The sequence below is a fragment of the Pseudomonas poae genome (assembly GCA_028869255.1).
GTDB classification, from domain to species: domain Bacteria; phylum Pseudomonadota; class Gammaproteobacteria; order Pseudomonadales; family Pseudomonadaceae; genus Aquipseudomonas; species Aquipseudomonas poae_C.
Genome location: CP110972.1, coordinates 3645188 through 3669629, shown reverse-complemented (window position 1 = coordinate 3669629; position 24442 = coordinate 3645188). Strand labels below are relative to the sequence as shown.

Here is a 24442-nt window from a genome sequence, read left to right as displayed (position 1 = left end):
TGTCTATATGATGACACTCCGGGGAGCGACCACATTAAATCGCCATCATTTACTGCTTGGCTACCTGCTTGGTGATTTTCAGGTAGTCCAGCAGGATCCGGCCAGTCTCGGCCAGGTAGGCGTCGTCTTCCGGCTTGGTTTTGTCAGCGTCGGTCGGCAGTGCATCTTCATCTTCTTTCTTCAGCTCTTTGAGTGGATCTTCACCCTTGGCCTTGCGGCGGATGTTTTCCAGTACGAGTTGCTGGTTTTCGATGTCGGTGTGCTGCTTGCGGCGATCCACTTCGTTGAGGCTGACGGTTTTTTCTTCCATCAGTTTCTTGGCCAGGGCCAGCTTGTCGCGGATAAACACGAACTCGGCATCCTTGGCGGAGCGGGTGTCGTGGTCAGCCTTCAACTGCGCCAGGAACGGCTTGAACGGGTCCGACGCAGGCTTGATCGCAGGACGGATGGTGTCCCACGGCATGGCCTCAGGCAGAGCGCTTTCGCCGATTTCCTTGGTGTCGATGATCGACGGGAAATCGATGTCCGGCAGCACGCCCTGATGCTGGGTGCTCTGCCCGGAAACCCGGTAGAACTTGGCCAGTGTCAGTTTAAGCTCGCCGTGGTTCAGCGGCTGAATGGTCTGCACGGTGCCTTTGCCAAAAGTCTGGCCGCCGATGATCAGCGCACGGTGATAGTCCTGCATGGCGCCGGCGAAAATCTCCGAAGCCGAAGCCGAGAGACGGTTGACCAGCAACGCCATCGGCCCTTTGTAGAAGGCACCCGGGTTCTCGTCTTCCAGCACATCAACACGGCCGTCAGCGTTGCGTACCAACACGGTCGGGCCCTTGTCGATAAACAGGCTGGTCAGCTCGGTGGCTTCCTGCAGTGAACCGCCGCCGTTGTTGCGCAGGTCGATGACCACGCCGTCGACTTTTTCCTTCTGCAGCTCGGTCAGGATTTTCTTCACGTCACGGGTGGTGGACTTGTAGTCCGGATCGCCGGCACGGAACGCCTTGAAGTCCAGGTAGAAGGCCGGGATCTCAATCACGCCCAGCTTGTAGTCCTTGCCATCCTGCTTGAGGTTGAGGACTTTCTTCTGCACAGCCTGGTCTTCGAGCTTCACCGCTTCACGGGTGATGGACACGATCTTGCTGGTCTGGTCGTTCGGCGCATTGGTGTGCGGAATCACTTCCAGGCGTACCACGCTGCCTTTCGGCCCACGGATCAGCTTGACCACTTCGTCCAGGCGCCAGCCGACCACATCGACCATCTCTTTGTCGGCCTGGGCCACACCGATGATCTTGTCGGCCGGGGCCACCTGCTTGGTCTTGTCCGCCGGACCTGCCGGCACCAGACGCACGATCTTGACCTGGTCATTATCGCTTTGCAGGACGGCACCGATGCCTTCCAGCGACAGACTCATGTTGATATCGAAGTTTTCCGCGTTATCCGGCGACAGATAATTGGTGTGCGGGTCGTAGGACATCGCGAAGGTGTTGATGTAAGCCTGGAAGATATCTTCGGCGCGGGTCTGGTCCAGACGCGCCAGCTGATTTTTGTAGCGCTTGGTCAACAGCTCCTGGATGGCCTTGGGCTCCTTGCCGGCGATCTTCAGGCGCAGCACTTCGTCCTTGACGCGTTTGCGCCACAGGTCGTCGAGCGCGGCGGTGCTGGTCAGCCAAGGGGCGTCCTTACGGTCCACCAGAAGGGTTTCCTTCTGGGTGAAGTCGAGCTTGTCGACGCCCTTGTCCAGTTCACCCAAGGCGAAGTCCAGACGCGCTTTGACGCGATCCAGGTAGCGCTTGTAGATGGTGAAGCCGGGTTGCAGATCGCCGCTCTTGAGGAAGTCGTCGAACTGGGTCTTCCACTTGTCGAACTCAGCGATATCGCTGGCCAGGAAGTAGCTGCGCGACGGATCCAGCAGCTTGAGGTAGCTGTCGTAGATGATCACCGAGCGAGCGTCGTCGAGCGGCGGCTTGCTGTAGTGATGGCGCTTGAGCAACTCGACGACGTTAAGGCTGGCAATCACCTCATCGCGATCAGGCTGAAGATTGTCCCAGCTGTTGGCTGCGAACGTATTGGTCGACATCGACGCGAAGCCGAGACCAATGAAAAAAGCGAGGGCGGTGCTGGGGAACAAATGCTTCATGCTGATTCGACGCGGGGGCAATTGATAACGCATATTAGGCCGTCTTTGAGGGAGCCGGTTCCATATGATCCGGTCGCATAATGCAAAAAGCCCGGCGCTACAGCTACGGGCTCAGTCCAGACTCACTATGGAGGCACTGTGAAAGCATTGCAAGGCGTTGAAGGTCGTGTGGAGTGGTTAGAAGAACCCAGTCCTACCTGCGATGTAGGCCAAGTTCGCATTCGGGTGTCGGCCGCCGGCCTTAATCGCGCCGATTTATTACAGCGTGCGGGGCTCTATCCACCCCCGCCGGGCGCTAGCCCTGTGCTGGGCCTGGAGTGTTCCGGGGTGATCAGCGAAGTCGGTGCGGGCTCGTCCTGGCAGGTGGGGGATCGCGTTTGCGCGCTGCTGGCCGGGGGCGGCATGGCCGAAGAAGTGGTGGTGGATGCGCGGCACGTGCTGGCGGTGCCGGAAGGTTTGTCGCTGGTCGAAGCGGCAGCATTGCCTGAGGTGTATAGCACCGCGTGGCTCAATCTGTTCCAGCTGGCGGGCCTCAAGCCGGGTGAAAAAGTGTTGCTGCATGCCGGTGCCAGCGGCGTGGGCTCGGCGGCGATCCAGTTGTGCAAGGCGTTTGGCAGCCCGTGCTGGGTCAGCGTCGGCTCAGCGGAGCGCCTGGCCTACTGCGAAGAACTCGGTGCCCAGGGCGGCGTGGTACGTACCGACGGTATTGAAGGGCTGCGCGATTTTGGGCCGTTCGATGTGATCCTGGACCCGGTTGGCGGTAGCTATGCGGCACTCGACCTCAAACTGCTGGCCCTGGATGGCCGTTGGGTATTGATCGGCCTGATGGGCGGCCGCGAGGCGCAGCTGGACTTGGCCCAGGTGCTGGGCAAGCGCATTCAGTTGCTGGGCTCGACCCTGCGCAGCCGCAGTGATCAGTTCAAGGCAGACCTGTTCAGCGACTTGAGCCAGCATGTCTGGCCACTGTTTGTTGAAGGCCGCCTGAGCCCGCAACTGGCCAAGACCTTCCCGATCAAGGACGCCGAGGCGGCGTTTGCCGAACTGGCGACTAATCAGATTTCCGGGAAGTTGGTGTTGGTGATTGACGAAACGCTGACCTGATTTCAACTTGAAGTGCGGTCAATGTGGGAGCGGGCTTGCTCGCGAAAGCGGTGTGTCAGATGAAACATTCTTCACTGATACACCGCTTTCGCGAGCAAGCCCGCTCCCACAGTTGGTCTTGGGTGAATCAGACCCAGTGGTGAATCGGCCAACCGGCCTTTTGTGCATGCTCACGCAACACCGGGTCCGGGTTCACCACTTGCGGGTGATCCACCTTGAGCAACAATGGCAAGTCATTGCGTGAATCCGAATAGAAGTACGCCCCCTCCAGGCTTTCACCTTCCTGCTCCAACCATTCCAGCAGGCGCGTGATTTTGCCTTCGCGGTAAGTCAGTACACCCACGGTCTGGCCGCTGTACACGCCGTGGCTGACCTCCAGATCAATCCCCAGCACTTCATCTATGCCGATACGCGCCGCAATCGGCGTGACCAAATGAGTGCCCGAGGCGGAAATCACCAGAATCCGGTCACCATTCGCGCGGTGCCGGGCGATGGTTTTGGTGGCGTCGCTGTAGATCAGCGGTTCGATGATGTCCTCGACCCATGGCTCCACCAGGTGGTCGATTTCTTCCGGGGTGCGGCCGATCATTGGCTCCAGGCTGAAGTCCATGAAGTCTTCCATGGCCAGCTTGCCCTGGCTGTAGGCGTCCATCAGCTCCGTGTTCCTGCGCATGAACGACTCGGGGTCGACCCACCCCAGGCGGCCCATCTGCTCGCTCCACAGGGTGGCGCAGTCGCCGTGGATCAGGGTGTCGTCCAAATCAAAAATTACCAATGCCATCCGTCACGCTCTCTCAGATTTCGTTGCTGCTCAGGCTACTTCACACAGCGCGCTGGGGTCGATGGAAAGTGCCAGGCGCTGACCGTCGGGGTGCAGATCGTCGGCCGAACGGTTGAGCACGTCCACCACCAATTCCACGCCACGGGCTTCGATGCGGTAGCGAATCACGTTGCCCAGCAGGCTGTGGCTGCGCACCAGCGCGTCGAGTTCGCCGCTGCGGCTGAGTTCGATGGCTTCCGGACGAATCGCGATGCGCCCGCTGATCGGGCGCTGCAGCAACTGGCTGGCCTTGTCCGCATCCAGCAGGTTGTAGTTGCCGATAAACCCGGCGGCGAACACGTCCACCGGCGCGGTGTAGAGGGTTTCGGCGTCACCGCTTTGCACGATCTTGCCCTGGTTCATCAGGAAGATCCGGTCGGACATGGTCAGGGCTTCTTCCTGGTCATGGGTCACGAAAATCGTGGTCAGCCCCAGTTCGCGCTGGATCTGGCGGATCTGTTCGCGCAGGTGCTTGCGAATCCGCGCATCCAGTGCCGACAGCGGCTCATCGAGCAGCAACAGGCGCGGGCGGGTCACCAGCGAGCGGGCCAGGGCCACGCGCTGGCACTGGCCGCCGGACATCTGGTGCGGGTAGCGCCCGGCGAGGTCCTTGAGTTCGACCAGTTGCAGCACTTCCTGCACGCGCTTATGGCTGTCGTCGGCGTTGACCTTTTGCATGCGCAGGCCAAAGGCGACGTTCTGTTCCACGGTCATGTTGGGGAACAGTGCATAGCTCTGGAACACCATGCCGATGTTTCGTTTCTGCGGGCTCAGAGGGACGATATCCTGCCCATCCAGCAGAATTTTCCCACTGTCTACCGAGGTCAGGCCGGCGATGCAGCGCAACAAGGTGGACTTGCCGCACCCGGACGGGCCGAGCAGGGTGACGAACTCGCCCTTGGCGATTTCGCAGTTGATATCACTGAATACCGGTGTGCCGGCGTAGCCTTTTTGCAGGTGTTGGACGCTGACGAAGCTCATTGGCTTTTGTCCTTGTTCAAGATATTGGCGGCCCAGGTCAGCACCAGCACAAAGAAGAAATAGGAAATCACGACGGCACTGGTGAAGTGCCCGCTGCTGTTGCGCATGTTGTTCAGGTACACCTGCAGGGTTTCGTAGCGGGTGCCCACCAGGATGTTGGCGAACACGAACTCACCGAACAGGAACGAGAACGACAGCAGCAGCGCTACCATCAAGCCTTTGCGCAGGTTCGGCAGCACCACCAGGATCGCCGCCTGCCAGGTGCTGGCACCCAGTAGCTGCGAGGCGTCCATCAGGTCGCGCAGGTTGATCGCTTGCAGGTTGTTGGTGATCGCCCGGTACATGAACGGCAGGGCCACGGTGAAGTAGCAACCGATCAGAATCCACGGCGTGCCCACCATCGCAAATGGCCCGGAGCCGTAGAGTTGCAGCAGGCCCACCGAGGACACCACCGGCGGCACCGCAAACGGCAGCAGGATCAGGATGTTCATCAGCGCATCCAGCCTGGGGAAGTGGTAATGCACCACAAACAGCAGCGGCAGAATCAACACCACCGACAGGATCAGTGCCCCCACGCAGACCAGCAGCGATTGCCCGAAGGCCATCAGAAAGCGTGGGTCACTCCACAGCTGCACGTACCATTTCACGGTAAAACCGGCGGGCAGGATGGTGGCCGACCAACTGCTGGCAATGGAGTAGACGAAGGTGCCGATCAACGGCAGCACCAGGATCGCAAACAACAGGTACACCACCACGCGGTGGTAGAGGGAGGCCGGGCCGGCTTCAGCGCGAGACATGGTAGCTCCTCTTGAGCAGCAGTTGATGGACCACGGTGACCAGGGTCATCAGCGCTACCAGCACCACGGCCAGGGCGCTGGCCAGGTTCGGGTCGAGTGACACATCCCCCGACACCAGGCCGGCGATACGAATCGGCAGCACGTTGAAGTTACCGGTAGTCAGGGCGTAGACCGTGGCGTAGGCGCCCAGGGCATTGGCCAGCAGGATCACGAACGTACCCAGCAGGGCCGGTGTGAGCACCGGCAGGCCGATATGCCGCCAGAAGTCCCAGCCATTGGCGCCGAGCAAGGCCGCCGACTCGCGCCAGTCCTCGCGCAAGGCGTCGAACGCCGGGTAGAGCAGCAGCACGCCGAGGGGAATCTGGAAGTAGGTATAGAGGATGATCAGCCCGGTTTTGGAATACAGGTTGAAGTCCTGAATGATCCCCGCCTGCTTGAGCATGATGGTAATGCTGCCGTTGAACCCCAGCAGGATGATGAACGCGAAGGCCAGGGGCACGCCGGAGAAATTGCTGGTCATGTTGGCGAAGGCAGTGACGAAATTGCGCAGTGGCGAGTCCACCTTGCGCAGCGAGTAACTGCCCAGCACAGCAATGATGATGCCGAAGATGCTGGAGTAGAAGCTGATCTCCAGGCTGAACTGGATCGCTTGCAGGTAGAACTTCGAACTGAAGATACGTGTGAAATTATCCAGGCCCCAGCCGGTTTCTTCGGTTTGCAGGCTGTTGATCAGCACCCAGACCAGCGGGGCGATTTCAAACACGATAAAGAACAGCGCGAAAGGCACCAGGCATAGCAGCGCCAGCCATTTGCCGCGGGTCATGGCGTTCACTTCAGCAGCTCCCGGCATACAGGTTTGTCGTGGGGCACGCCCAGCAGTTCGCAGACGGTGCCGCAGAGGTCGGTCTGTTTCGGCGCGGCGCCGGCCTCCAGGCTGAAGGCATCGCCGAACACAAACAGCGGTACTTCGCGTTCTTCCGGCAGCAGGCCGTTGTGCGAGCGATCGTTGTTCATGCCGTGGTCGGCGGTCACCAGCACCTGGTAGCCGGCATCGAGCCAGCCTTGCAGGTAGTCGGCCAGGATGATGTCGGCCGAGCGTGCGCTGTTACGGTATTGGGGGGTGTCGAGGCCGTGCTTGTGGCCGGCGTCGTCGATGTTCATCGGGTGCACCACCAGGAAGTTCGGCGCGTGTTTGAGCCGCAGGCTCTCGGCGTCGGCAAACAGGTGCGAATCCGGGTAATGGTCATTCCAGTAGAAATGCCCGTGCTGGATCGCCAGCGCCTTGTCGTCAGTGTGACGATCACGGGCGGCGAGGAAGGGCGTGCGGTTATACAACTCGCTGACCCAGTGATAAGCCGCCGCCGCCGTGGTCAACCCCGCGGCAGTGGCGTAATGAAAGATGCTGCGCTGGTTGGACAGGCGCGAGACGTTGTTGTGGACGATGCCGCTCTGGATCGGAGGCACGCCGGTAAGGATGCATTCGTACAACGGGCGGGACAGGGCGGGCAGTTCACACTCCAGCTTGTAGAGGGCTGCGCGTCCTGCGCCGACATAGGCCTGCAAGTGCCCCATGGCGTGTCGGGCAACCTCGAAGTTCAGGCCGTCGAGCACGACAAGGATGACATTGTGCTTCATGGGGGCTGGCGCTCCGCAACAGATGGGCTTGGATCTTTTTTCGGTTGGAACCGGATCAAAGTGTGGGAGGCTGGCTGGCCTGCGATGGCGGCGTATCAGGCAACATAAATGTTGAATGTTCGACCGCTATCGCCGGCAAGCCAGCGCCCACCCTGAGTGCATTTCAGGCGGTTACTTCATTTCTACGATGACCTGCTCGTTCCACAGCTGTGGCAGCTTTTTGGACGTGGCTTCCCAGGCATCGGCATCCTTGATCGGCTGCGGGTTGGCCTTGGTGTACTGCTCGCCCGGGATCAGGTTCTTGGCGATATCGGCCGGCAGTTTCAGGTCGGTTTCAGCCCGGATCGGACGCGCATTGCCCTTGGCCAGGTTGAGTTGGCCGGCATCGCTGAAGATGTATTCGCGGGTCAGCTTGGCGGCGTTCGGGTGCTTGGCGTATTTGTTGATGATGGTGGTGTAGCCGGATTTCACCGAACCGTCCGAGGGGATCAGCACCACGTAGTCATCCGGGTTGGCCATCTTGGCCTTGTAGCTCAGGCCGTTGAAGTCCCAGACGATGCCCACTTCGACTTCGCCTTTTTCCATGGTGGCGATGGTCGGGTTGGACAGCCCGAGACGGCCTTGCTGGGCGATCTTGGTGAAGAACTGCAGGCCGGGAGCGATGTTTTTCTCATCGCCTTTATTGGCGATTGCCGCAGCCAGTACTGCGTTGGACGCCTGGGCCGCGGTGCTTACGTCACCGACGGAAACCTTGTATTTGCCGGTCAGCAGGTCCGCCCAGCTTGTTGGCACTTCGGAACCGTGCAGCAGCTTCTTGTTAACGATAAAGGCGATGGTGCCGGTGTAGGCCAGGGCCCAGTGACCGTCTTTGTCTTTGGCCCAATCCGGCACCTGGGCCCAGGTGGACGGTTTGTACGGCTGGGTGACTTCCTGTTTCACCGCAATCGGGCCGAAGGCTGCGCCCACGTCGCCGATATCGGCGCTGGCGTTGTCTTTTTCAGCCTTGAACTTGGCGATTTCCTGGGCCGAGCTCATGTCGGTGTCGATGTGCTTGAGGCCGTAGGTCTTGGCCAGGTCGTCCCAGGTGCCTTTCCAGTTGGCCCAGTCATCGGGCATGCCGACGCTGTTGACGGCGCCTTCCGCTTTCGCGGCGGCTTCCAGTGTCTTCAAATTAGGAGTAGCTAGAGCGGTATCAGCGGCCATGGCGGCGGTGCACATGGCAATGGTCGAGCCTAACAGTGATGCCAGGAAAAGCTGTTTCATCCGAAGCTCCTTTGGGCGTTTTCAACGCTGCGTTTTTGTCGACGTTTGCGGTGGTGTTGGTCTAGGTCAGCAATACCTGAGCCAATCTAGGCGGGATGGATGACAGTTTCATGTCGATGTCGTTTTTAAATCGCTTATGTCGCTGAGTGCAGACTTAGCGTAGACCATGTCAAAGGCCCCGCAGGCGCTGGACTTGGCCGATGTATTGCAGGGTGTGGTAAAGGCGTTCGACACGGACTGTCATCTGTCGGTCATCTGTAATGCCTAGGCTGGCACGTAAGAGCAGAAGCCCGAATACAGCGCGTTTCATGCACCTTTGCGGTGCTGGTCTAGTCCAGATAGGTAACGTTGATGCGTGATGAGGCAATCAAGGCGGTGACCTCCATCGGTCTGGCGCTGCAAGAGCAGATCGACCACGGCCTGTTGCCGCCTGCAAGCAAACTGCCCGCCGAGCGCAAACTCAGCGAGTTGTTTGGTACCACTCGAATTACCGTGCGGGAAGCCTTGTTACAACTGGAGGCCCAAGGCCAGATTTATCGCGAGGAGCGCCGCGGCTGGTTTGTCTCGCCGCCACGGCTGGCCTACAACCTGATGCAGCGCAGCCATTTTCACGCAATGGTCAACGACCAGGGGCGGGTGGCGTCGACTGAAGTGATTTCTGCGCGGCTGCAACCGGCGTCGGCGGCGGTGTGTGCATGGCTGCAATTGCCGGCGCTGTCGAGTGTGATTCAGATCTGCCGGAGCCGGCGGATTGACGGGCGTTTGGTGTTGTACGTGGAGCACTACCTGAACCCGCAGTATTTTCCGGGGATTTTGGCGTGCGATTTGAATCAGTCGATGACCGAGTTGTATGCGCGCAAGTACGATTTGCACTACGGGCGGGTGCGTTTCGAAATTGTCCCCACCTCACTGCCGGTGGAAGCCGCCGCCGCGTTGCGCGTGTCGGTAGGCAGCCCGGGCTTGCGCATCGCCCGGGTCAACTATGACCAGCATCAGCGGTTGATCGACTGCGACCTGGAGTTCTGGCGACATGACGCCATCCACGTCGGCGTGGATGTGGTTTGACCCTGAGGCGAGCGAGCTTATTGTGATGAGCCGGCTGGTTGTGGCGAATCGGCTTGTTGTGGCGAGCGGGCTTGTTGTGGCGAGCGGGCTTGCTGTGGCGAGCGGGCTTGCCCGCGTTGGGGTGCGAAGCAGCCCCAAAATCTGCAACCGTGATTTGTCTGTACATGCGCGGCGGTCGTATTAGGGCTGCTGCGCAGCCCAACGCGGGCAAGCCCGCTCGCCACAGCAAGCCCGCTCGCCACGAGGGTTTGTGTGTTCAGGGGTGAGGGTTTTGATCACCTGATCCACATTGGTTTGCAGCTCTGATACCGGGTCCGCGCCGTCGACGTTCAGCACCAGCAGCTTCGAGCCGCCGGCCGTGATAGCGGCTTTCACCGCTTCACTCGGCTGGCGATGATGCAGCACCACGGCCACGTCGTTGTCTTTCAGCTCGGTACTGAGTTTGTGCAGGGCCTCGGGCGTCCAGTCGGCGTCGGGGCGTGCGTCGGTGCGGAGCACTTCCAGGTTCAGGCTGCTGATCAGATAGGCGAAATGATCGCTCAAACTGACCACGCTCAGGTTATCGGCCTTGGCCAATCGCGCTTCGCTGTCGGCGGTGAGCTTGAGCAGGCGCTGCTTGAGGGCGGCCAGGTTGGCGTCGATCTGCGGTTTGGCGCCGGGCGCCAGGCGGCTCAGGTCGGCGGCCATGACGTCGGCCATACGTCCCATGTTGTTGCTCGATTGCCACGGCTGGCTGTTCAGGCCGTCGCTGCTGCCCGGCTGCACGGCGATCCCCGGCAAGCCGCCGTCCACCGGGCGTGCGGCGTCCACCTCGACGATGCGGATATTGCTGCGGCGCGCCACCGGGTAGAGCGGGTCATCCGCCCACAGCGAGCGCAGGCCGATGGCCGCGTCGGCGTCCAGGGCCAACGCGCTCAGCGCCGGTGCACCACGGCCGGTGAAGTAGGACACCTGCCGCGAACCCGGCAGGTTGGCCGGTGCGGCACGTTCAAGCTGTACATCAGTGCCTTTGAGCAGCAGCTCGGCAAGCCCATACGTGATCGGCAGCGAGGCCAGGACCTTGACCGGTTTGGCTGCATGAGCAGCCGGTTTGGCCGCTTCGGCCGCCATCAAGGGCGCGGTGAATAAACAGGCGATGGCCAGGGCCAGAGGATGAAGAACGGAGCGCATTATCCAAGATTCCCTTTGAGGCTGGGCACGGTGCCACGTGCGATGGCGGCGAGCGCGAAGAAAATACCGGCCATCAGAATGATCGCGGCGCCGGAGGGGATAGGCAGGTCGAAAATGATCGGCAACAAAATACCGCACAGGGTACTCACGGTGGCGATCGCCACCGAAACCCAGAAAAACCCCTTGAGCGACTGGCTCAGCAGGCGTGCTGCTGCGGCCGGAATCACCAGCAGCGCGCCCACCAGGATCGCACCGATCACCTTGACCGCCGCCACGGTGATCAGTGTCACCAGGATCACGAACAGGTAATCCAGGGTCTTCACCGCCACCCCCGCACGGCCGCCAGTTGCGGGTTGAAACTGGCGAGCATGATGCGGTTGTACAGCGGCAGCGCCAGGGCCATCACCAGTGAGCCGACGATCGCCAGCACCAGCAGGTCATTGCCATTGACCGTCAGCACCGAGCCGAACAGCACGTTTTCGAGGATATGCACGTTGATCTTGCCCGCCAGGATCAGCAGCAGGCTTGCGCCCAGGGCCAGGGACACCGAAAGGAACACGCCGATCAAGGTGTCGGGCGCGAGGCCGGTGCGGTTGCGCAGGTAGTTGAGCAAAATGCCGAACAACAGGCAGTAGCCGAACAGGCTGCCATAGGGCCCGGTGTAGGGTTCACCGAGCAGGATGCCCACGGCCACGCCGGTCAGCGCGGCATGCCCGACCGCTTCGGAGAAAAACGCAAAGCGCTTGACCACCACCAGCGTGCCCAGGCCGCCCAGAACCGGGCCGATCAGCAAACCGGCGAGCAGCGCGTTGACCACAAAACCATAGGCCAGCGCCTCCGGCAGGTAACCGGAAGAGGCCCAGCCCTGGACCATCAAGCGAAACGCTTCATAACTCATTGCGCCGGGCTCCGAGGGTGGGTGGAAAACAGGCTCAGCAGGCGATCCGGGGTCAGTGCCTCTTTGGGCGTGGCGTCGAACAGCACGCGACGGTTCAACCCGGTGACGCGGTCCGCCAGGCGTCCCACGGCTTCAGGTCGTGCTCGATCCACAGCACGGTAATCCCGGCCAGGCGCCAGTCATTGAGCAAGCGCTCGAACACCTGGATACCGGCTTCATCGAGGGCCGACATCGGTTCATCCAGCACCAGCAGTTGCGGCGCGGGGATCAGGCCCTGGGCCAGCAATACGCGCTGACGCTCACCGCCGGACAGCGCGCCCATGCGCCGCTTGCGTTTGTCCTGCATGCCGACTCGTTCCAGGGCCTCGCCAATCGCGGCGGCGTAATGCCGGGACAGGCCGAGAAACGCAGGGCGTCGCTGACACATGGCAGCCATAAAATCGTCGACCGTCATCGGCAGGCCGCGGTCGAACTCCAGCGCCTGCGGCACATAGCCGATGGTGCCGGGAATGGTCGGCCACTGCAGGCTCAACCGCCCCTGGTGCGGCGTTTGCCCCAGCAGGGTCTTGATCAGCGAGCTTTTGCCGCCGCCGTTCGGGCCGACCAAGGCGTGGATGCTGCCGGGTTGAACCTGGAAGCTCACCCCATCAAGGATCACGGTACGACCGAGTGTCAGCGAGACCTTGTCGAACTCGAGCGTCGGGCCGACGCTGGCCACTTTAAGCTGCTGCGCCGCCGTCATGTCCCGGACTCCTGAATCGCCCGCACCACCGTGTTGAGGTTGCCGGTCATTTCCACTTCGTATTTTTCAGCGCTGTATTCGCCGTAGGAGATATGCGACAGCGGGTAGAGCTTGACCCCTGATTCACGCTGGATGGTGTCGACGTAGGTGGACGGGAAATCCATCTCCGAGAAGATCACTTTCACGTCCAATGCGCGCAGTTCATCAATGGTTTTTTTCAACTGGCTGGGGCTTGGCTCGATACCGTGCGCCGGTTCGACCACGGCGGTGACTTCCAGGCCGAACTCACGCAGCAGGTAGTCGTAGGCCGCGTGCACCGTGGCCACGCGCAAATCCGGGTTGGGTGCGCTGGTCAGCTTGGCCAGCGCATCGGCGCGCATCTGGCGCAGGCGTTTGCCGTAGGCGCGGGCGTTCTGGGTGTAGGTCTTGGCGTTGTCCGGGTCGAGCTTGCCCAGCTCGCGGGCGATGTTGTTGACCTGGGCAATCGACGCGCTGATCGACAGGAAGGTGTGCGGGTTGACCACCTTGCCCGCACCGCGTGCGGCATTGCCGGTGGCGGCCAGCAATGGCACGTTGGCGTTGGCCTCTATCACCGGGATATCCGGGCGCTCGCTGGTGGCGATCATGCGGTCGGCGAAGTCGTCATGGCCGACGCCATTGAGCACGATCACGTCGAGGGTGCCGATGCGCTTGATGTCTTCGGCGCGTGGTTCGTAGGCATGGGGGTTGAAACCGGCCGGAATCAGCGGCACGACCTCGGCCTTGTCGCCGACGATATTCGCCACGTAGCTGTAATAAGGGTGCAGGGTGATGCCGATGCGCAGGCGTTTGGCTGCCTCGGCATTGGCCAAGGGAGCGAGCATCAGGCTGAACAGGCCAACCAGCAACAGGCGCAACAGGGGAGATGAAATAGACATGGGCAATCGGTCTTCTCGTTCAGTGACGGTGCTGGCGGGTGACGCCGGCATCGAATTGCGCGACCACCTGCTGCCAGCCGGCTGCGATCAGCGCCTGGTCAGTGAGGTCGGAAGGGGCGGCAAGGTCGGCCTGGCGGTTGAGCCAGATATCCGGCTCGGTGCCGTGCACGCGCATCAGCAACGAGCCGCTGGTGCCGGGCGTGCGGCTCAAACCCAGGTAGGCCGAGGGCGCCAGCAACTGCCAGCGATGATCGCCACGGCTGACCGAGCTGGCGTCCTGGCGAAGGGCGCAAAGCCTTCTTCGGCCAGTTGCTCGGGCGTGGGCAGCGCATTTTGCTCGGCCTGCAGCAGCTGGATTTCATCCAGGGTCACCCGCAGGTCGGCATAGATACCTTGCTCGGCGGCGCTGAGGTCGCGGCGGGCGTCCAACTGGTGGCTGGGCACCGCAGTCACTTCCTGGGACTCGCCGTGCAGCGCCACTACCGTACCGGCCACCGCCAGGATGATCAGGCACAGCAGCAGCACGTAGAGGGTTTCGTGCCCGGCACCGGCGGGGCGTACAACCTGTGTCGTACTCATTGAGGCTGGATATCCGCTTGGTCGATTTCAACCACGTGCCCCGGGCCTGCGTCAAACAGCACATAGAACTCGGCCGAGGGTTTCTTGAAGGTCAGGGTCGAATCCTGGCCCAGCTTGCCGGGCAGCAGGATGGTTTCGTCATAGCCGATCACATCCAGCGTCACGCCGGGGGCGCCGCTGCCGTCGGAGAAACCGCCGGTGCACTGGATCTGCTCGCCGGCGATTTCCTTGCACTCGCACATCGGGTTGTGGCCCAGGGCAGTGGTACTGAAGCCGGCGCCCAGCAGCAGCGCAATGCAGACACGGGAAAGACGCGTCAAAGTCATGGTTTAACTCCTTGCTTGTTCAGCCAGGCAATGGTGGCAGGCGAGGCCTGGCTCAGCGGGATGGAACCCTGGTGCATCGTGCCGTCCCAGCCTTCCATGGTGACCCATATTTCGGCGTCGACGGGCGTGCGTTCCGGCACGGGCAGGGCGGCGCCCATGCGATACGGCGTGCCGAAGAAGATCACCCCGGCGGCGCGCAGGCTGCGCGGTTTGCCGATACGCAGGTAAGTGGCCTTGACCTGTTCGGCGCAGGTTTCGCACAGGGCGGCGTTGAAGAATTTCATCGGGCCGGCCGGGTCCGGGCGCGGGCCCTCGTTGCGGAACTCGGCGAGCTTCAGGCTCCAGGGGCCGACCTGCACATCGCCGGCTACGCGCTCGCCGATACCGGTGTCACCGCGAAACAGTGCGGCGTCGGCAAAATATTTGGGCATAAAGCCCAGGGGCACCAGCAACAGCAGAATATTGATGTGGAACCGCCATTTCAGCCAAAAGGCCCGCAGCGGCGAAGGCGGTGTAGCGGCAGCGACCTTGCTCATTGATTGGCCTCCGAGGTTTCAGCCTGCATGGCGGGGAGGGACGCGGGCTGACGGTGCGTCTTGGCTTCGCGTTTGAGGGCATGGAGCGTGGCCAGGGCCGTGCGCTTGGTCCAGATCAACAGGCCGCTCAGGACCATCATGCTCAGCACCAGGCCGAAGAACGCCCAGATCAGCTTGATCCACAAACCGCCAAAGTCACCGGTGTGCAGCGGGCGCATGGATTCGGTGACGAACTCCAGCGTGGTGCGGTCGGACAGCAAGTGCGACACGGCTATTTCGCCGTTATACGGGTTGAGCTGCGCCGTCTGGAACATCAGCGGGTACCAACCGCGCCCACCAATCTGCAAGTGACTGTACGCATTGAGCGGCAGGAACACAAAGGTGGCGTCCAGCCCGGGGATGCGCTGGGTGGCGATTTTGATTGCTTCGTCGAGGGGGATCATCGGTGCCGGCACGCCGGGGGCGGACGTCGGTACTTTCTCCCGCGCAATCACCGGCACGATGGGCTCGCTGGAAATTGAAATCTGGTTATCGCCGAGGATCGCCTGGATCAGGAACCAGGTGCCGGTGATGGAAATGACCGCGATAAACCAGATCGACCAGATGCCGCTCAGGCGGTGGAAGTCGCCCCAGAAGATCCGTGCGCCGTGGCGAATGCGCAGGGTCGGCTTGAAGAAGCCTTTCCAGAAACGCTTGTACACCACCAGCCCGGTCACCAGCGACGCCAGCAACGGCAAGCCGAGCGCCGACACCAGGTACCAGCCCCAACTGAAGCCATTGGTGAACGGCACCAGCCACCAGCCGTGCAGGGCGCGGGTAAATTGCTTGAAGTTGAAGGACGGGCTGATGCCCTGGATCACGCCGGTGTAGGGGTTGACGTAAACCTCCACAGAGCGCCCATCGGGGTAGCTGAGGTCGACACTGAGCGCAAAGTGCGATTCATCCGGGCGGATGATCGACTGCACGATCACCTGGGGTTCGGCGCGCTTGATGGTGCTGATTACCTGGTCGAAGCTCAGCGGTTCGGCATCATCCGAAGGCTTGCTCGCACGGATATCCGGGTTGGCCAGCCAGACGATTTCCTGGCTGACCACCGCCAGGGTGCCGGTGACACAGACGATCAGTACAAAAAACCAGATGGGCAAGGCCAGCCAGCTATGTACGAGAAACCAGAGTTTGGAGCGTGACTTCTTCGACATGTGAATGAGGGTCTTGATCGGAGGGGGCGATGGAGGCCCGGAAAAGGCCAGTCGTAGCTTTTGCTGACGCGACAGGCTGTATCTAAGTTAAGACGGATGAGAATCGAAAATCCCTAAGCCAAACATGCAAGTAAATGTTTCAGATTCACATTCACAAGGTTTTAGTGCCTGGATCGAACACGAAACATGTTCCAAGCCATCACCGAGGCGGCATTGATGGGGCTGGGTGGCTGCGTAGGATGGGGCTATGCCGTTGAGTCAGCGCCAACAGAAGTGAGCCCAGGAAAAATGACTGCCAGAACCCTCTACGACAAACACATCGACTCGCACACGGTGTGCCCCCTGGATGACCAGGGCCATGTGCTGCTTTATATAGACCGCCAGGTGATCAACGAATACACCAGCCCCCAGGCATTCAGCGGCCTGCGCGAGGCCAGGCGTGGCGTATGGCGCCCCGGCACTGCGTTGGCGGTGGTCGACCATGTCAACCCCACCACCCCCCAGCGCAGTGCGGCGATGCCCGATGCGGGTGGTGCGCGGCAAGTGTCGTACCTGGCGGAAAACTGTCGGGATTTCGGCATCGAGCTGCTCGATATCCTCGACAAGCGCCAGGGCATTGAGCATGTGATCGCCCCGGAGCAGGGCTTTATCCTGCCGGGCATGGTGATTGCCGCCGGTGACAGCCACACCACCACCTACGGTGCCCTGGGCGCTTTCGGGTTTGGTATCGGCACGTCGGAAATCGAACACCTGCTGGCTTCGCAGACCCTTGTGTACAAACGCCTGAAAACGATGCGCGTAACGGTCCAGGGCGCGCTGGCCAAGGGCTTGACCTCCAAGGACGTGATCATGGCGCTGATCGGCAAGATCGGCGCGTCCGGTGCGACCGGCTATGCCATCGAGTTTCGCGGCTCGACCATCAATGCGTTGAGCGTCGAGGCGCGCATGACCATCTGCAACATGGCGGTGGAAGCGGGCGCGCGTGGTGCATTCATGGCCCCGGACGACAAAGTCTTCGCCTACCTCAAGGGCAAACCCCGCGCACCGACGGGTGAATTGTGGGAGCAGGCGCTGGTGAGCTGGCGCCAATTGTATTCGGACGCCGACGCTGTGTTCGACCAGGAAGTGCAGCTTGACGCCGGCGCCCTGGAGCCCATGGTCACCTGGGGTACCAGCCCCGACCAGGCCGCGCCCATCGGCGCCCGCGTGCCGGACCCGCAGGACATCAGCGACCTGATCCTGCGCCAGGACATGCGCCGCGCCCTCAACTATATGGGGCTGGAAGCAGGCATGCCGCTGAGCGACATCGTGATCAGCCACGCCTTTATCGGTTCCTGCACCAATGCGCGCATCGAAGACCTGCGTGACGCCGCCAGCGTGGTACGCGGCAAACACGTGGCGCAGCATGTACGGGCGATGATCGTGCCGGGCTCCACCGAAGTGCGCGACCAGGCCGAGGCCGAAGGGCTGGCGGCGATCTTTATCGACGCCGGTTTTGAATGGCGCCAGTCGGGCTGCTCGATGTGCCTGGCGATGAACGACGATGTGCTGGCCCCCGGCGACCGCTGCGCCTCCAGCACCAACCGCAATTTCGAAGGCCGCCAGGGCGCCGGTGCGCGCACCCACCTGATGAGCCCGGCGATGGTCGCGGCCGCCGCCATCACCGGCCGCCTGACCGATATTCGCCACTTTGGAGACCGCCCATGAGCCTGCAACCGTTCACCCTGGTCACCGGCAAGGCCGCCCCGATGCTGGCGGCGAATATCGACACCGACGTGATCATGCCCAAGCAGTTTCTCAAGGGCATCGACCGCAGCGGCCTGGACCGTGGGCTGTTCTTTGACCTGCGCTTTTTGCCCAGCGGCGAACCCAACCCCGGCTTCGTGCTGAACCAGCCCGCCTGGCAGGGCGCGAGTTTTATGGTGGTGGGGCCGAACTTCGGCTGTGGGTCGAGCCGTGAGCATGCGGTGTGGGGCCTCAAACAGATGGGTATTCGCGCCCTGATCGGCAGCAGCTTTGCCGGGATTTTCTATGACAACTGCCAGCGTAATGGGGTGTTGTTGATCACCCTGGACGAGGCCGTGCTGCACACGCTGGGGCAGACGGTCAGCCAGCCGGAACACGCGCAGATCAGTGTCGACCTGCAACAGCAGGAGATTCGTTTGGCGGAGGGTCAGGTGATTGCGTTCCAGATTGATAACTTGCGCAAGACCGCGCTGTTGCTGGGCCTGGATGCGATTGGCAGCACCTTGCAGCGCAGCGAGCAGATCAAAGCCTTCGAACGCCAGCACCTGCAAGCCAACCCCTGGCTTAACTGAAGAAATGTAATTCAAGTGTGGGAGCTGGCTTGCCTGCGATAGCGGTATATCAGTGACAGAGATACAGGCTGACCCTCCGCCATCGCAGGCAAGCCCGCTCCCACACTCGATTGGGTGTGCAGATTTAAATCGACAAGCCCTTGAAATGCTCCTGCAAAAACTCCACGCACGCCCTCAGCTTCCCGGAGTACGCCAACCGTGTCGGGTACACCGCCCACACGTTCGCGCTCTGGGTATAGCCGTGCAGCACCTGCACCAGCTTGCCCTGTTCCAGCAGCGGTTTTACGTCCCACATCGAGCGCAGCAACACCCCGCGCCCATCCAATGCCCACTGCAACACAATCTCGCCATTGTTCGACGACAGCGGCCCGCGCACGCGCACGCTTTCCTGGGCGCCGTCGCGTTCCAGGTTCCAGATACCAAACGCGTTGTCGCGCTCCTTGAGCACCAGGCAATCATGCTGCTCCAGGTCGCTCAGTTGCTGCGGCGTACCCCGGCGCTGCAGGTACGCCGGCGCCGCGCACAGCACCCGGCGATTGCTCACCAGGCGCCGGCCGATGTGCTGGCCGGGGATGTCATCGCCCACGCGAATTTCCAGGTCGAAACCTTCGCTGACGATATCCACCACGCGGTCGAACAGGTCCAGGCGGATTTCCAGCTCCGGGTACTGCTCGGCCAGTAGCGACAGGGCCGGTGCCACATGGTTGCGGCCAAAGCCGAACGTGCTGCACAGGTGCAGGTGCCCACGCGGGCTATCGTGGGCGTCTGAGAGTTCATCGCAAAGTTGCTGGAAGTCTTCCAGGATACGCACGGCCCAGCGCTGCACCCGTTCACCGTCTTCGGTCAGGGCGATGCGCCGGCTGGTGCGGTGCAGCAGGCGGGTGGCCAGGGTGGTCTCGAGGATCTGGATGCGCTTGCTCACATACGCAGGCGACAACCCCAGCTCATCGGCGGCGGCAGCGAAGCCGGCCTTGCGGATCACGGTCAGGAACACCCGCAGGTCTTCGGGTAGGGGCACGGTATCTTTCTTGTTAGTCATCACAAACAGGCGTGGCGGCGTGAGCCGCCAGAATAGCACCGGTTGGGCGCACCTTCCGGCACGCGCGGGTTTTGCCATTTACGCGGCAGCGATCTTGGCCTGCGCCGCAGCCCGGGCGTCGCGGCCGCGCTTGAGGGCGATGGCACCCAAAGCACCAATGGGCACCACCCGGCTGATAATGCCGACGATGCTGAGGAACACCTCGCTGGCCGGGTTGATCACCCCCACCAGTGGCCGGCCTTTTTCACCGATCATCACCAGGCCGACCCCGAACAGCATGGAGATGTTTCACATCGTGCATGCTGGTGATGCCGCAGACCACGGTGCAGAAGATGATCGGGCCGATGATCATCTTGATCAGCTTGATAAACCCATCGCCCAGCGGTTTGAGGTCGATACCGATTTGCGGCCATACGTGGCCGATCAACACACCCAGCGCGATGGCAATGAGCACCTGGATATACAGGGTTCCCAGCAGTTTTCGGAGTGTCATTGTTATTATCTCGAAGCGGTTTTTGGGCAAAGTTGCCCCGTCACAGGCTTTTTCAAGCCAGTGAGGCGGGGCGCTCAGGTCAGCGGTTGATAGGGCTCAGCGAAGGAAGGTCAGGACTTCGCTCAGCAACAGGTCAGGGGCTTCTTCGGCGATGTAATGGCCGGCGGGCAGAGCCTTGCCACGCACGTCGGTGGCGACTTTCTGCCATTCCTTGAGCGGCTCGAAACAGCGCCCGACGGTGCCTTCGGCGCCCCACATCACCAGCAGCGGCAGGTTCAGGTGGTTACCGGCGTCGATATCCGCCTGGTCGTGCTCAAGGTCGATACCGGCGGCAGCACGGTAATCCTCGCAGAGGCCCGTGGCGGCGCCCGGCAGTTTCAGGCAGCGCAGGTATTCGGCGAAGGCTTCGTCGGTGAACGGCTTGAGCCCAGCGCTGCGGCTGCCCATCACGCTGCGCAGGTACAGCTCGGGGTTGCTCTCGATCAGGGCTTCGGGCAGCGGGGCCGGGCGGATCAGGAAGAACCAGTGCCAGTAGGCACGGGCAAAGGCTTCGTCGGTTTGCGCGTACATCGACAGGGTCGGCGCGATATCCAGCAACACCATGCGCTGCACGGCCTGCCGGTGGTCCAGCGCCAGGCGATGCGCCACGCGGGCCCCACGGTCGTGAGCGAGCACCGAGAACTGCTCGAAACCCAGGGCCTTCATCAGTTCGAAGGCGTCCCGGGCCATTTCGCGTTTTGAGTAGTTGGTGTGGTGGTCATTGGCTGGCGGCTTGCTGCTGTCGCCATAACCGCGCAGGTCGGCGGCGACCACGGTGAAGTGTTCGGCCAGTTGCTCGGCGACTTTGTGCCAGATGACATGGGTTTGCGGGTGCCCGTGCAGCAGGAGCAGACCGGGACCGGTACCGCCTTTGCGGTAGCTGATGTCCACGCCGTTGACGTGGCACTGGTCTTTTTGGAATCCGGCGAACATGGAATGACTCCTTGTGATGATTGCCTGCATCGTGGAATCACATGGCGTTCGCGGCAAGGGGGAAAGCGTGTAGGGGGTGTTCATGAAGTGTGTAGGAGCTGGCTTGCCTGCGATGGCATCACCGTGGTCTGGCTGATGGACCGAGGTGCCCGCATCGCAGGCTAGCCAGCTCCTACAGTGATCGGGTTTGCAGGTCAGGAGTGTGTAGTGGGCTCCAGCAACTGCGCGCCTGGCCCGTGCTCGCCGAGCTGATCATCCTGATTGCGCAGCGGGCACGCCTCCAGCGACAGACACCCACAACCAATACAACCACTGAGCTTGTCGCGCAGCAGCATCAGTTTATTGATGCGCTCATCCAGGTCCTCACGCCACAACGCCGACAAACGTTCCCAGTCTTGAGTGGTCGGCGTGCGGCCGTCCGGCAACGTCTGCAACGCCTCACCAATTGTCGCCAACGGAATCCCCAAACGCTGGGCGATTTTGATCACCACCACGCGCCGCAACACATCCCGTGGATAGCGCCGCTGGTTGCCGGCATTGCGATTGCTCTTGATCAGCCCCTTGGTTTCGTAGAAATGTAGGGCCGTAACGGCCACACCGCTGCGCGCCGCGAGTTGGCCGACGGTGAGTTCCTTGTTGAGCATAAACGGCTCCGATTAAGTGCTTGACCTTGACTTAACTAGAGGTTTTACCCTGCCGGGCATCGAATCGCAAGATTCTGCCTACAGAGAAAGGGGAGTGTTCATGCAGGTATCAGAGAAGAATCGCAGCTTCACTCAATTGATCGAATTTCAGATCGAGCCCCGGCAGCAGGTCGCCCTGGTGGCGGCCTTGTCCATCCAAAGCGAACGCCTGGCCCAGCGCCACGGCGGCTTTATCAATGCGAGCGTGCAGGTCAGCGAAGATGGGCGGCGGGTGCTCAATTACCTGCAATGGCGCTCCCGCGAGGATGGCGAGGCGGCCTTTAAATGCTTTGAGCATGGCGAGGAAGATTTCTGGACGCTGATCCGCGCCCACCAGGCCACGGCCGTGACCTTCGGTTCGTTTCAGGTGCTGCGCAGTTTCGAGCGCAGCCATGACAACGCGCTGCACTGCCGCCTAAATGGATAGGTGCAGCATCCGCTCGCCTTGCACGTTTTCGCCGGGGCGGCGCTTGTTCACCGCCAGCTCGCCGATCTTGATCAGCCGGGTACGTGTGACGTTGCGGCTCAGGCCCAGCAGGTTGGCGGTGTGCACCTGGTTGTAATGGCTGAAGCGGTAGGCGGCGCGCAATAAGGCATCTTCGACCTTTTCATGCAGGGCGCCGGCCTGCTCTTCGAACAGCTTTTGAAAGGCGCGTGCCAGCAATGCCTCGGCGCTGTGGTCGGTGCCGTGTGGGCTATCGTCCTGACGCTCGATGCGCATGTTCGACAGGCGCAAATCATCGCGCTCGATCACGCCGTTACGGCAGATCAGCAGGGTGTGGTGAATCACGTTTTCCAGCTCGCGGATATTGCCCGGCCAGCTGTAGCTCTTGAGCTTGTGTTCGGCCTCGCGGCTGATGGTGATCGGGCCGTAACCGAGGCGCTGGCTGTAGGCTTCGATAAAGTGCCGGGTCAGCGGCAGGATATCGCCGGGGCGCTCGCGCAGCGGGCTGAGTTCCAGGCTGACCACATCGAGGCGGTAGTAGAGGTCTTCGCGGAAATGCCCGGCGTTGATGGCTTTTTCCAATTGCACGTTGGTCGCGGCCAATACCCGCACATCAATCGGAATACTCTTGCGCGAGCCCAGGCGCACCACTTCGCGCTCCTGTAGCACGCGCAGCAATTTGACCTGGATGGCCATCGGCAGATCGCCGATCTCATCCAGGAACAAAGTGCCGCCGTCGGCCTCCTCGAACCAGCCCGCCTTGGCGCTGAGGGCGCCGGTAAACGCGCCTTTTTCATGGCCGAACAGCTCGGCTTCGACCAGGGATTCGGAGAACGCCCCGCAGTTCACCGCCACGAACGGCCGGTTGCGCCGGGCGCTGAGGTTATGAATATGGCGCGCCACCAGCTCTTTACCGGTGCCGGTCTCGCCGATGATCAGCACACTGGCTTCGCTCGGCGCCACTTGCTGGATGTGGTCGAGCAGCGCCTGGGATTTCGGGTCTTCGAAGACCTGGGCGGTGGCGCGGATCGAGGTCGCAAGGGCGGGCGAGGGCGGTAAGGTTAAAAGCTGCATGGGCACCTCTCTCAGGAGTAGAACGTCGGGATCGGCAGGGACTGGTTCAACGCCCAGTCCCCCAGTTCGTGGAGTTTGTAGTCCACCGGGTCGTGCAGGGTTTGCGTGCGCAGGTTGCGCCAATGGCGATCCAGGCGCAGCGAAGCATGGGTTGAGCGTGCGCCGGTGACTTCAAAAAAACGGCTGCACAGGTCCAGGCCCTGGCGGGTGGCGGCAACCTTGGCGGTGGCGATGGCGATGGCCAGTTGGCCGCGCTCGTTTTCGCTGAGGTTGGGGCCTTTGGCCCACGCCTGGTCGAGCAGCTCGGCGGCGCGTTCCACCAGCAGGCGCACGCCTTCCAGCGCAACCCAGAACTCGCCATAGTGATGCAGCACGTACGGGTCCTCGCGCACCTCGATGGCCGAGGATTTGTGCCAGGAACGGGTCTCGGTCAGGGTGTAGTTGCGCGCTTCCTCGAAGGCGCCTTCGGCAATGCCGAGGAACATGTGCGTGAAGGTCAGCTGGGCGATCAACGGGCGCAGGCACGCGAACGGCGTGCTCAGCGGGCCCGGGTCGAGCAGCAATTCCGACTCCTCGACACGCACCCGCTCAAAGCTGGCGCTGCCGCTGTCGGTCTGGCGCTGGCCGATATTATTCCAGTCGTTGTGCAGGGTGATGCCGCTGCGTCCGCTCGGGATAGCGGCGATCAGCAGCTTGCCGCCGGCGCTTTCATCCACGGCCGAGGCGATCAGCATTTCCGAGTCGCTGGCGCCGGAGCAGAAGCTCTTCTTGCCGGAGAACTCGCGCCAGCCACCGAAGTCCTTGACCACGGTGCGCGTGTCCAGCGGGTTGAGGGCATTGCCCCAGAACCAGTTTTTGCGTGCGGTCTGTTCGAACCAGGGTTGCCATTGGTCCGGGCGCGCAAACAGGCGCACGGTGGCGAGCATCAAGTGGTGAAAACCGAAGACGTGGGCGATGGAGCTGTCGACCTTGGCAAATTCGCGCACGATGCCCAGGGTGTCGCTCCAGCGTGCGCCGAGGCCGCCGTACTGGGTGGGAATGCTCAGGGCCAGCAGGCCGCTCTGGCGCAGGGCGTCACGTTCGGCTTTTGGGTGCCGCCGCGCTCGTCGCGTTCGACGGCGGTGAGCGCAAATTCGGCGGCCAGCAGTTTGGCGGTCTGCAGGGGGAGGGCAGGACGCTGTGGGGTTTGGCTGTCACGCGGGGTTCCTCAATGTCTAGTTGGCAATGAAGGCTGAATGTGGGAGCGGGCTTGCTCGCG

Annotated in this window: 21 protein-coding genes and 6 pseudogenes; 5 read left to right on the top strand and 22 right to left on the bottom strand. The window is 61.8% G+C overall.

What is annotated here, in order from left to right:
- Positions 1–49 precede the first annotated feature (49 nt).
- Positions 50–2131, bottom strand: a complete 2082-nt coding sequence (locus tag LRS56_16430) for a carboxy terminal-processing peptidase (protein ID WDU60479.1) — start codon at positions 2129–2131, stop codon at positions 50–52.
- Between the two features lie 138 nt (positions 2132–2269).
- Here LRS56_16430 and LRS56_16425 point away from each other — a divergent pair, with 138 nt between their 5' ends.
- Entirely contained in the window at positions 2270–3232 is a 963-nt protein-coding gene (locus LRS56_16425; protein WDU60478.1) for a zinc-binding dehydrogenase, read from the top strand.
- Between the two features lie 127 nt (positions 3233–3359).
- Here the strand turns inward: LRS56_16425 and LRS56_16420 are convergent, their stop codons facing one another.
- The 6 genes from LRS56_16420 to LRS56_16395 form a co-directional block, all read right to left on the bottom strand.
- Complete coding sequence (locus LRS56_16420; protein ID WDU60477.1) at positions 3360–4013, bottom strand: HAD-IB family hydrolase; 654 nt, start codon at positions 4011–4013, stop codon at positions 3360–3362.
- A gap of 30 nt (positions 4014–4043) precedes the next feature.
- Complete coding sequence (locus LRS56_16415; GenBank protein WDU60476.1) at positions 4044–5033, bottom strand: ABC transporter ATP-binding protein; 990 nt, start codon at positions 5031–5033, stop codon at positions 4044–4046.
- Entirely contained in the window at positions 5030–5830 is an 801-nt protein-coding gene (locus tag LRS56_16410; protein ID WDU60475.1) for an ABC transporter permease, read from the bottom strand. Before LRS56_16410 ends, LRS56_16415 begins: the two co-directional genes overlap by 4 nt.
- Positions 5817–6653, bottom strand: a complete 837-nt coding sequence (locus LRS56_16405) for an ABC transporter permease subunit (GenBank protein ID WDU65764.1) — start codon at positions 6651–6653, stop codon at positions 5817–5819. The genes LRS56_16410 and LRS56_16405 overlap by 14 nt, the downstream gene beginning before the upstream one ends.
- 5 nt (positions 6654–6658) lie before the next feature.
- Positions 6659–7465 (bottom strand): alkaline phosphatase family protein, encoded by an 807-nt coding sequence (locus tag LRS56_16400; GenBank protein WDU60474.1) that lies wholly within the window; start codon positions 7463–7465, stop codon positions 6659–6661.
- Between the two features lie 171 nt (positions 7466–7636).
- Positions 7637–8728: an ABC transporter substrate-binding protein gene (locus tag LRS56_16395; protein WDU60473.1), complete on the bottom strand. Its 1092-nt coding sequence runs from the start codon at positions 8726–8728 to the stop codon at positions 7637–7639.
- Positions 8729–9079: 351 nt separating this feature from the next.
- Between LRS56_16395 and LRS56_16390 the strand changes: the two genes are divergently transcribed.
- Entirely contained in the window at positions 9080–9793 is a 714-nt protein-coding gene (locus LRS56_16390) for a UTRA domain-containing protein (protein ID WDU60472.1), read from the top strand.
- A 258-nt stretch (positions 9794–10051) separates the two neighbouring features.
- On the opposite strand, the pseudogene LRS56_16385 reads toward LRS56_16390, so the two are convergent.
- From LRS56_16385 to LRS56_16350, 8 genes and pseudogenes are all read right to left on the bottom strand, one after another.
- A pseudogene (locus LRS56_16385) lies at positions 10052–10963 on the bottom strand (zinc ABC transporter substrate-binding protein).
- Positions 10963–11837, bottom strand: a pseudogene (locus LRS56_16380) (metal ABC transporter permease). Before LRS56_16380 ends, LRS56_16385 begins: the two co-directional pseudogenes overlap by 1 nt.
- A gap of 20 nt (positions 11838–11857) precedes the next feature.
- Positions 11858–12603, bottom strand: a pseudogene (locus tag LRS56_16375) (metal ABC transporter ATP-binding protein).
- On the bottom strand, positions 12600–13520 hold the full coding sequence (locus LRS56_16370; protein WDU60471.1) for a metal ABC transporter substrate-binding protein: 921 nt from the start codon (positions 13518–13520) through the stop codon (positions 12600–12602). The pseudogene LRS56_16375 and the gene LRS56_16370 overlap by 4 nt, the downstream one beginning before the upstream one ends.
- 19 nt (positions 13521–13539) lie before the next feature.
- Positions 13540–14099: pseudogene (locus tag LRS56_16365) on the bottom strand (DUF6162 family protein).
- Positions 14096–14425 carry a hypothetical protein gene (locus LRS56_16360; protein ID WDU60470.1) on the bottom strand — a complete coding sequence of 110 codons (330 nt, stop codon included), beginning with the start codon at positions 14423–14425 and terminating at the stop codon, positions 14096–14098. The pseudogene LRS56_16365 and the gene LRS56_16360 overlap by 4 nt, the downstream one beginning before the upstream one ends.
- The gene (locus LRS56_16355; GenBank protein ID WDU60469.1) at positions 14422–14961 is read right to left on the bottom strand and encodes a thiamine pyrophosphate-binding protein; all 540 of its coding nucleotides are present in this window, start codon (positions 14959–14961) and stop codon (positions 14422–14424) included. Before LRS56_16355 ends, LRS56_16360 begins: the two co-directional genes overlap by 4 nt.
- Positions 14958–16160, bottom strand: coding sequence for a PepSY domain-containing protein (locus LRS56_16350; GenBank protein WDU60468.1), 1203 nt, complete (start codon positions 16158–16160; stop codon positions 14958–14960). The genes LRS56_16355 and LRS56_16350 overlap by 4 nt, the downstream gene beginning before the upstream one ends.
- A 288-nt stretch (positions 16161–16448) precedes the next feature.
- On the opposite strand from LRS56_16350, the gene leuC reads away from it, so the two are divergent.
- Positions 16449–17867, top strand: a complete 1419-nt coding sequence (leuC, locus tag LRS56_16345) for a 3-isopropylmalate dehydratase large subunit (GenBank protein ID WDU60467.1) — start codon at positions 16449–16451, stop codon at positions 17865–17867.
- Positions 17864–18478, top strand: a complete 615-nt coding sequence (gene leuD / locus LRS56_16340; GenBank protein WDU60466.1) for a 3-isopropylmalate dehydratase small subunit — start codon at positions 17864–17866, stop codon at positions 18476–18478. The genes leuC and leuD overlap by 4 nt, the downstream gene beginning before the upstream one ends.
- A gap of 124 nt (positions 18479–18602) precedes the next feature.
- On the opposite strand, the gene LRS56_16335 is transcribed toward leuD, so the two are convergent.
- The 5 genes and pseudogenes from LRS56_16335 to soxR all read right to left on the bottom strand — a co-directional run bounded on the left by LRS56_16335 (position 18603) and on the right by soxR (position 21626).
- Positions 18603–19517: a LysR substrate-binding domain-containing protein gene (locus LRS56_16335; protein ID WDU60465.1), complete on the bottom strand. Its 915-nt coding sequence runs from the start codon at positions 19515–19517 to the stop codon at positions 18603–18605.
- A 78-nt stretch (positions 19518–19595) separates the two neighbouring features.
- Entirely contained in the window at positions 19596–19796 is a 201-nt protein-coding gene (locus LRS56_16330; protein ID WDU60464.1) for a cation:dicarboxylase symporter family transporter, read from the bottom strand.
- A gap of 28 nt (positions 19797–19824) precedes the next feature.
- Positions 19825–20010 (bottom strand): annotated as a pseudogene (locus LRS56_16325) (cation:dicarboxylase symporter family transporter).
- 96 nt (positions 20011–20106) lie between these two features.
- Positions 20107–20982 (bottom strand): alpha/beta hydrolase, encoded by an 876-nt coding sequence (locus tag LRS56_16320; GenBank protein WDU60463.1) that lies wholly within the window; start codon positions 20980–20982, stop codon positions 20107–20109.
- A 194-nt stretch (positions 20983–21176) separates the two neighbouring features.
- Positions 21177–21626 carry a redox-sensitive transcriptional activator SoxR gene (gene soxR, locus LRS56_16315; GenBank protein WDU60462.1) on the bottom strand — a complete coding sequence of 150 codons (450 nt, stop codon included), beginning with the start codon at positions 21624–21626 and terminating at the stop codon, positions 21177–21179.
- Between the two features lie 100 nt (positions 21627–21726).
- Here soxR and LRS56_16310 point away from each other — a divergent pair, with 100 nt between their 5' ends.
- On the top strand, positions 21727–22092 hold the full coding sequence (locus LRS56_16310; protein ID WDU60461.1) for an antibiotic biosynthesis monooxygenase: 366 nt from the start codon (positions 21727–21729) through the stop codon (positions 22090–22092).
- On the opposite strand, the gene LRS56_16305 is transcribed toward LRS56_16310, so the two are convergent.
- A complete protein-coding gene (locus tag LRS56_16305; protein WDU60460.1) occupies positions 22081–23184 on the bottom strand; it encodes a sigma-54 dependent transcriptional regulator in 1104 nt (367 codons plus the stop codon). The two genes, LRS56_16310 and LRS56_16305, sit on opposite strands and share 12 nt — an antisense overlap.
- An 11-nt stretch (positions 23185–23195) precedes the next feature.
- Positions 23196–24346, bottom strand: a pseudogene (locus tag LRS56_16300) (acyl-CoA dehydrogenase family protein).
- Between the last annotated feature and the right edge of the window lie 96 nt (positions 24347–24442).

Bases quoted from the DNA above. Each gene is read 5' to 3' on its own strand.
- LRS56_16400 (WDU60474.1), bottom strand. From the start codon at position 7,465: ATGAAGCACAATGTCATCCTTGTCGTGCTCGACGGCCTGAACTTCGAG.
- LRS56_16390 (WDU60472.1), top strand. From the start codon at position 9,080: ATGCGTGATGAGGCAATCAAGGCGGTGACCTCCATCGGTCTGGCGCTG.
- LRS56_16355 (WDU60469.1), bottom strand. From the start codon at position 14,961: ATGAGCAAGGTCGCTGCCGCTACACCGCCTTCGCCGCTGCGGGCCTTT.
- LRS56_16320 (WDU60463.1), bottom strand. From the start codon at position 20,982: ATGTTCGCCGGATTCCAAAAAGACCAGTGCCACGTCAACGGCGTGGAC.
- LRS56_16405 (WDU65764.1), bottom strand. From the start codon at position 6,653: ATGACCCGCGGCAAATGGCTGGCGCTGCTATGCCTGGTGCCTTTCGCG.
- LRS56_16350 (WDU60468.1), bottom strand. From the start codon at position 16,160: ATGTCGAAGAAGTCACGCTCCAAACTCTGGTTTCTCGTACATAGCTGG.
- LRS56_16335 (WDU60465.1), bottom strand. From the start codon at position 19,517: ATGACTAACAAGAAAGATACCGTGCCCCTACCCGAAGACCTGCGGGTG.
- LRS56_16420 (WDU60477.1), bottom strand. From the start codon at position 4,013: ATGGCATTGGTAATTTTTGATTTGGACGACACCCTGATCCACGGCGAC.
- LRS56_16410 (WDU60475.1), bottom strand. From the start codon at position 5,830: ATGTCTCGCGCTGAAGCCGGCCCGGCCTCCCTCTACCACCGCGTGGTG.
- LRS56_16415 (WDU60476.1), bottom strand. From the start codon at position 5,033: ATGAGCTTCGTCAGCGTCCAACACCTGCAAAAAGGCTACGCCGGCACA.
- LRS56_16430 (WDU60479.1), bottom strand. From the start codon at position 2,131: ATGAAGCATTTGTTCCCCAGCACCGCCCTCGCTTTTTTCATTGGTCTC.
- leuC (WDU60467.1), top strand. From the start codon at position 16,449: ATGACTGCCAGAACCCTCTACGACAAACACATCGACTCGCACACGGTG.
- LRS56_16360 (WDU60470.1), bottom strand. From the start codon at position 14,425: ATGACTTTGACGCGTCTTTCCCGTGTCTGCATTGCGCTGCTGCTGGGC.
- LRS56_16395 (WDU60473.1), bottom strand. From the start codon at position 8,728: ATGAAACAGCTTTTCCTGGCATCACTGTTAGGCTCGACCATTGCCATG.
- LRS56_16370 (WDU60471.1), bottom strand. From the start codon at position 13,520: ATGTCTATTTCATCTCCCCTGTTGCGCCTGTTGCTGGTTGGCCTGTTC.
- LRS56_16330 (WDU60464.1), bottom strand. From the start codon at position 19,796: ATGCTGTTCGGGGTCGGCCTGGTGATGATCGGTGAAAAAGGCCGGCCA.
- leuD (WDU60466.1), top strand. From the start codon at position 17,864: ATGAGCCTGCAACCGTTCACCCTGGTCACCGGCAAGGCCGCCCCGATG.
- LRS56_16305 (WDU60460.1), bottom strand. From the start codon at position 23,184: ATGCAGCTTTTAACCTTACCGCCCTCGCCCGCCCTTGCGACCTCGATC.
- soxR (WDU60462.1), bottom strand. From the start codon at position 21,626: ATGCTCAACAAGGAACTCACCGTCGGCCAACTCGCGGCGCGCAGCGGT.
- LRS56_16310 (WDU60461.1), top strand. From the start codon at position 21,727: ATGCAGGTATCAGAGAAGAATCGCAGCTTCACTCAATTGATCGAATTT.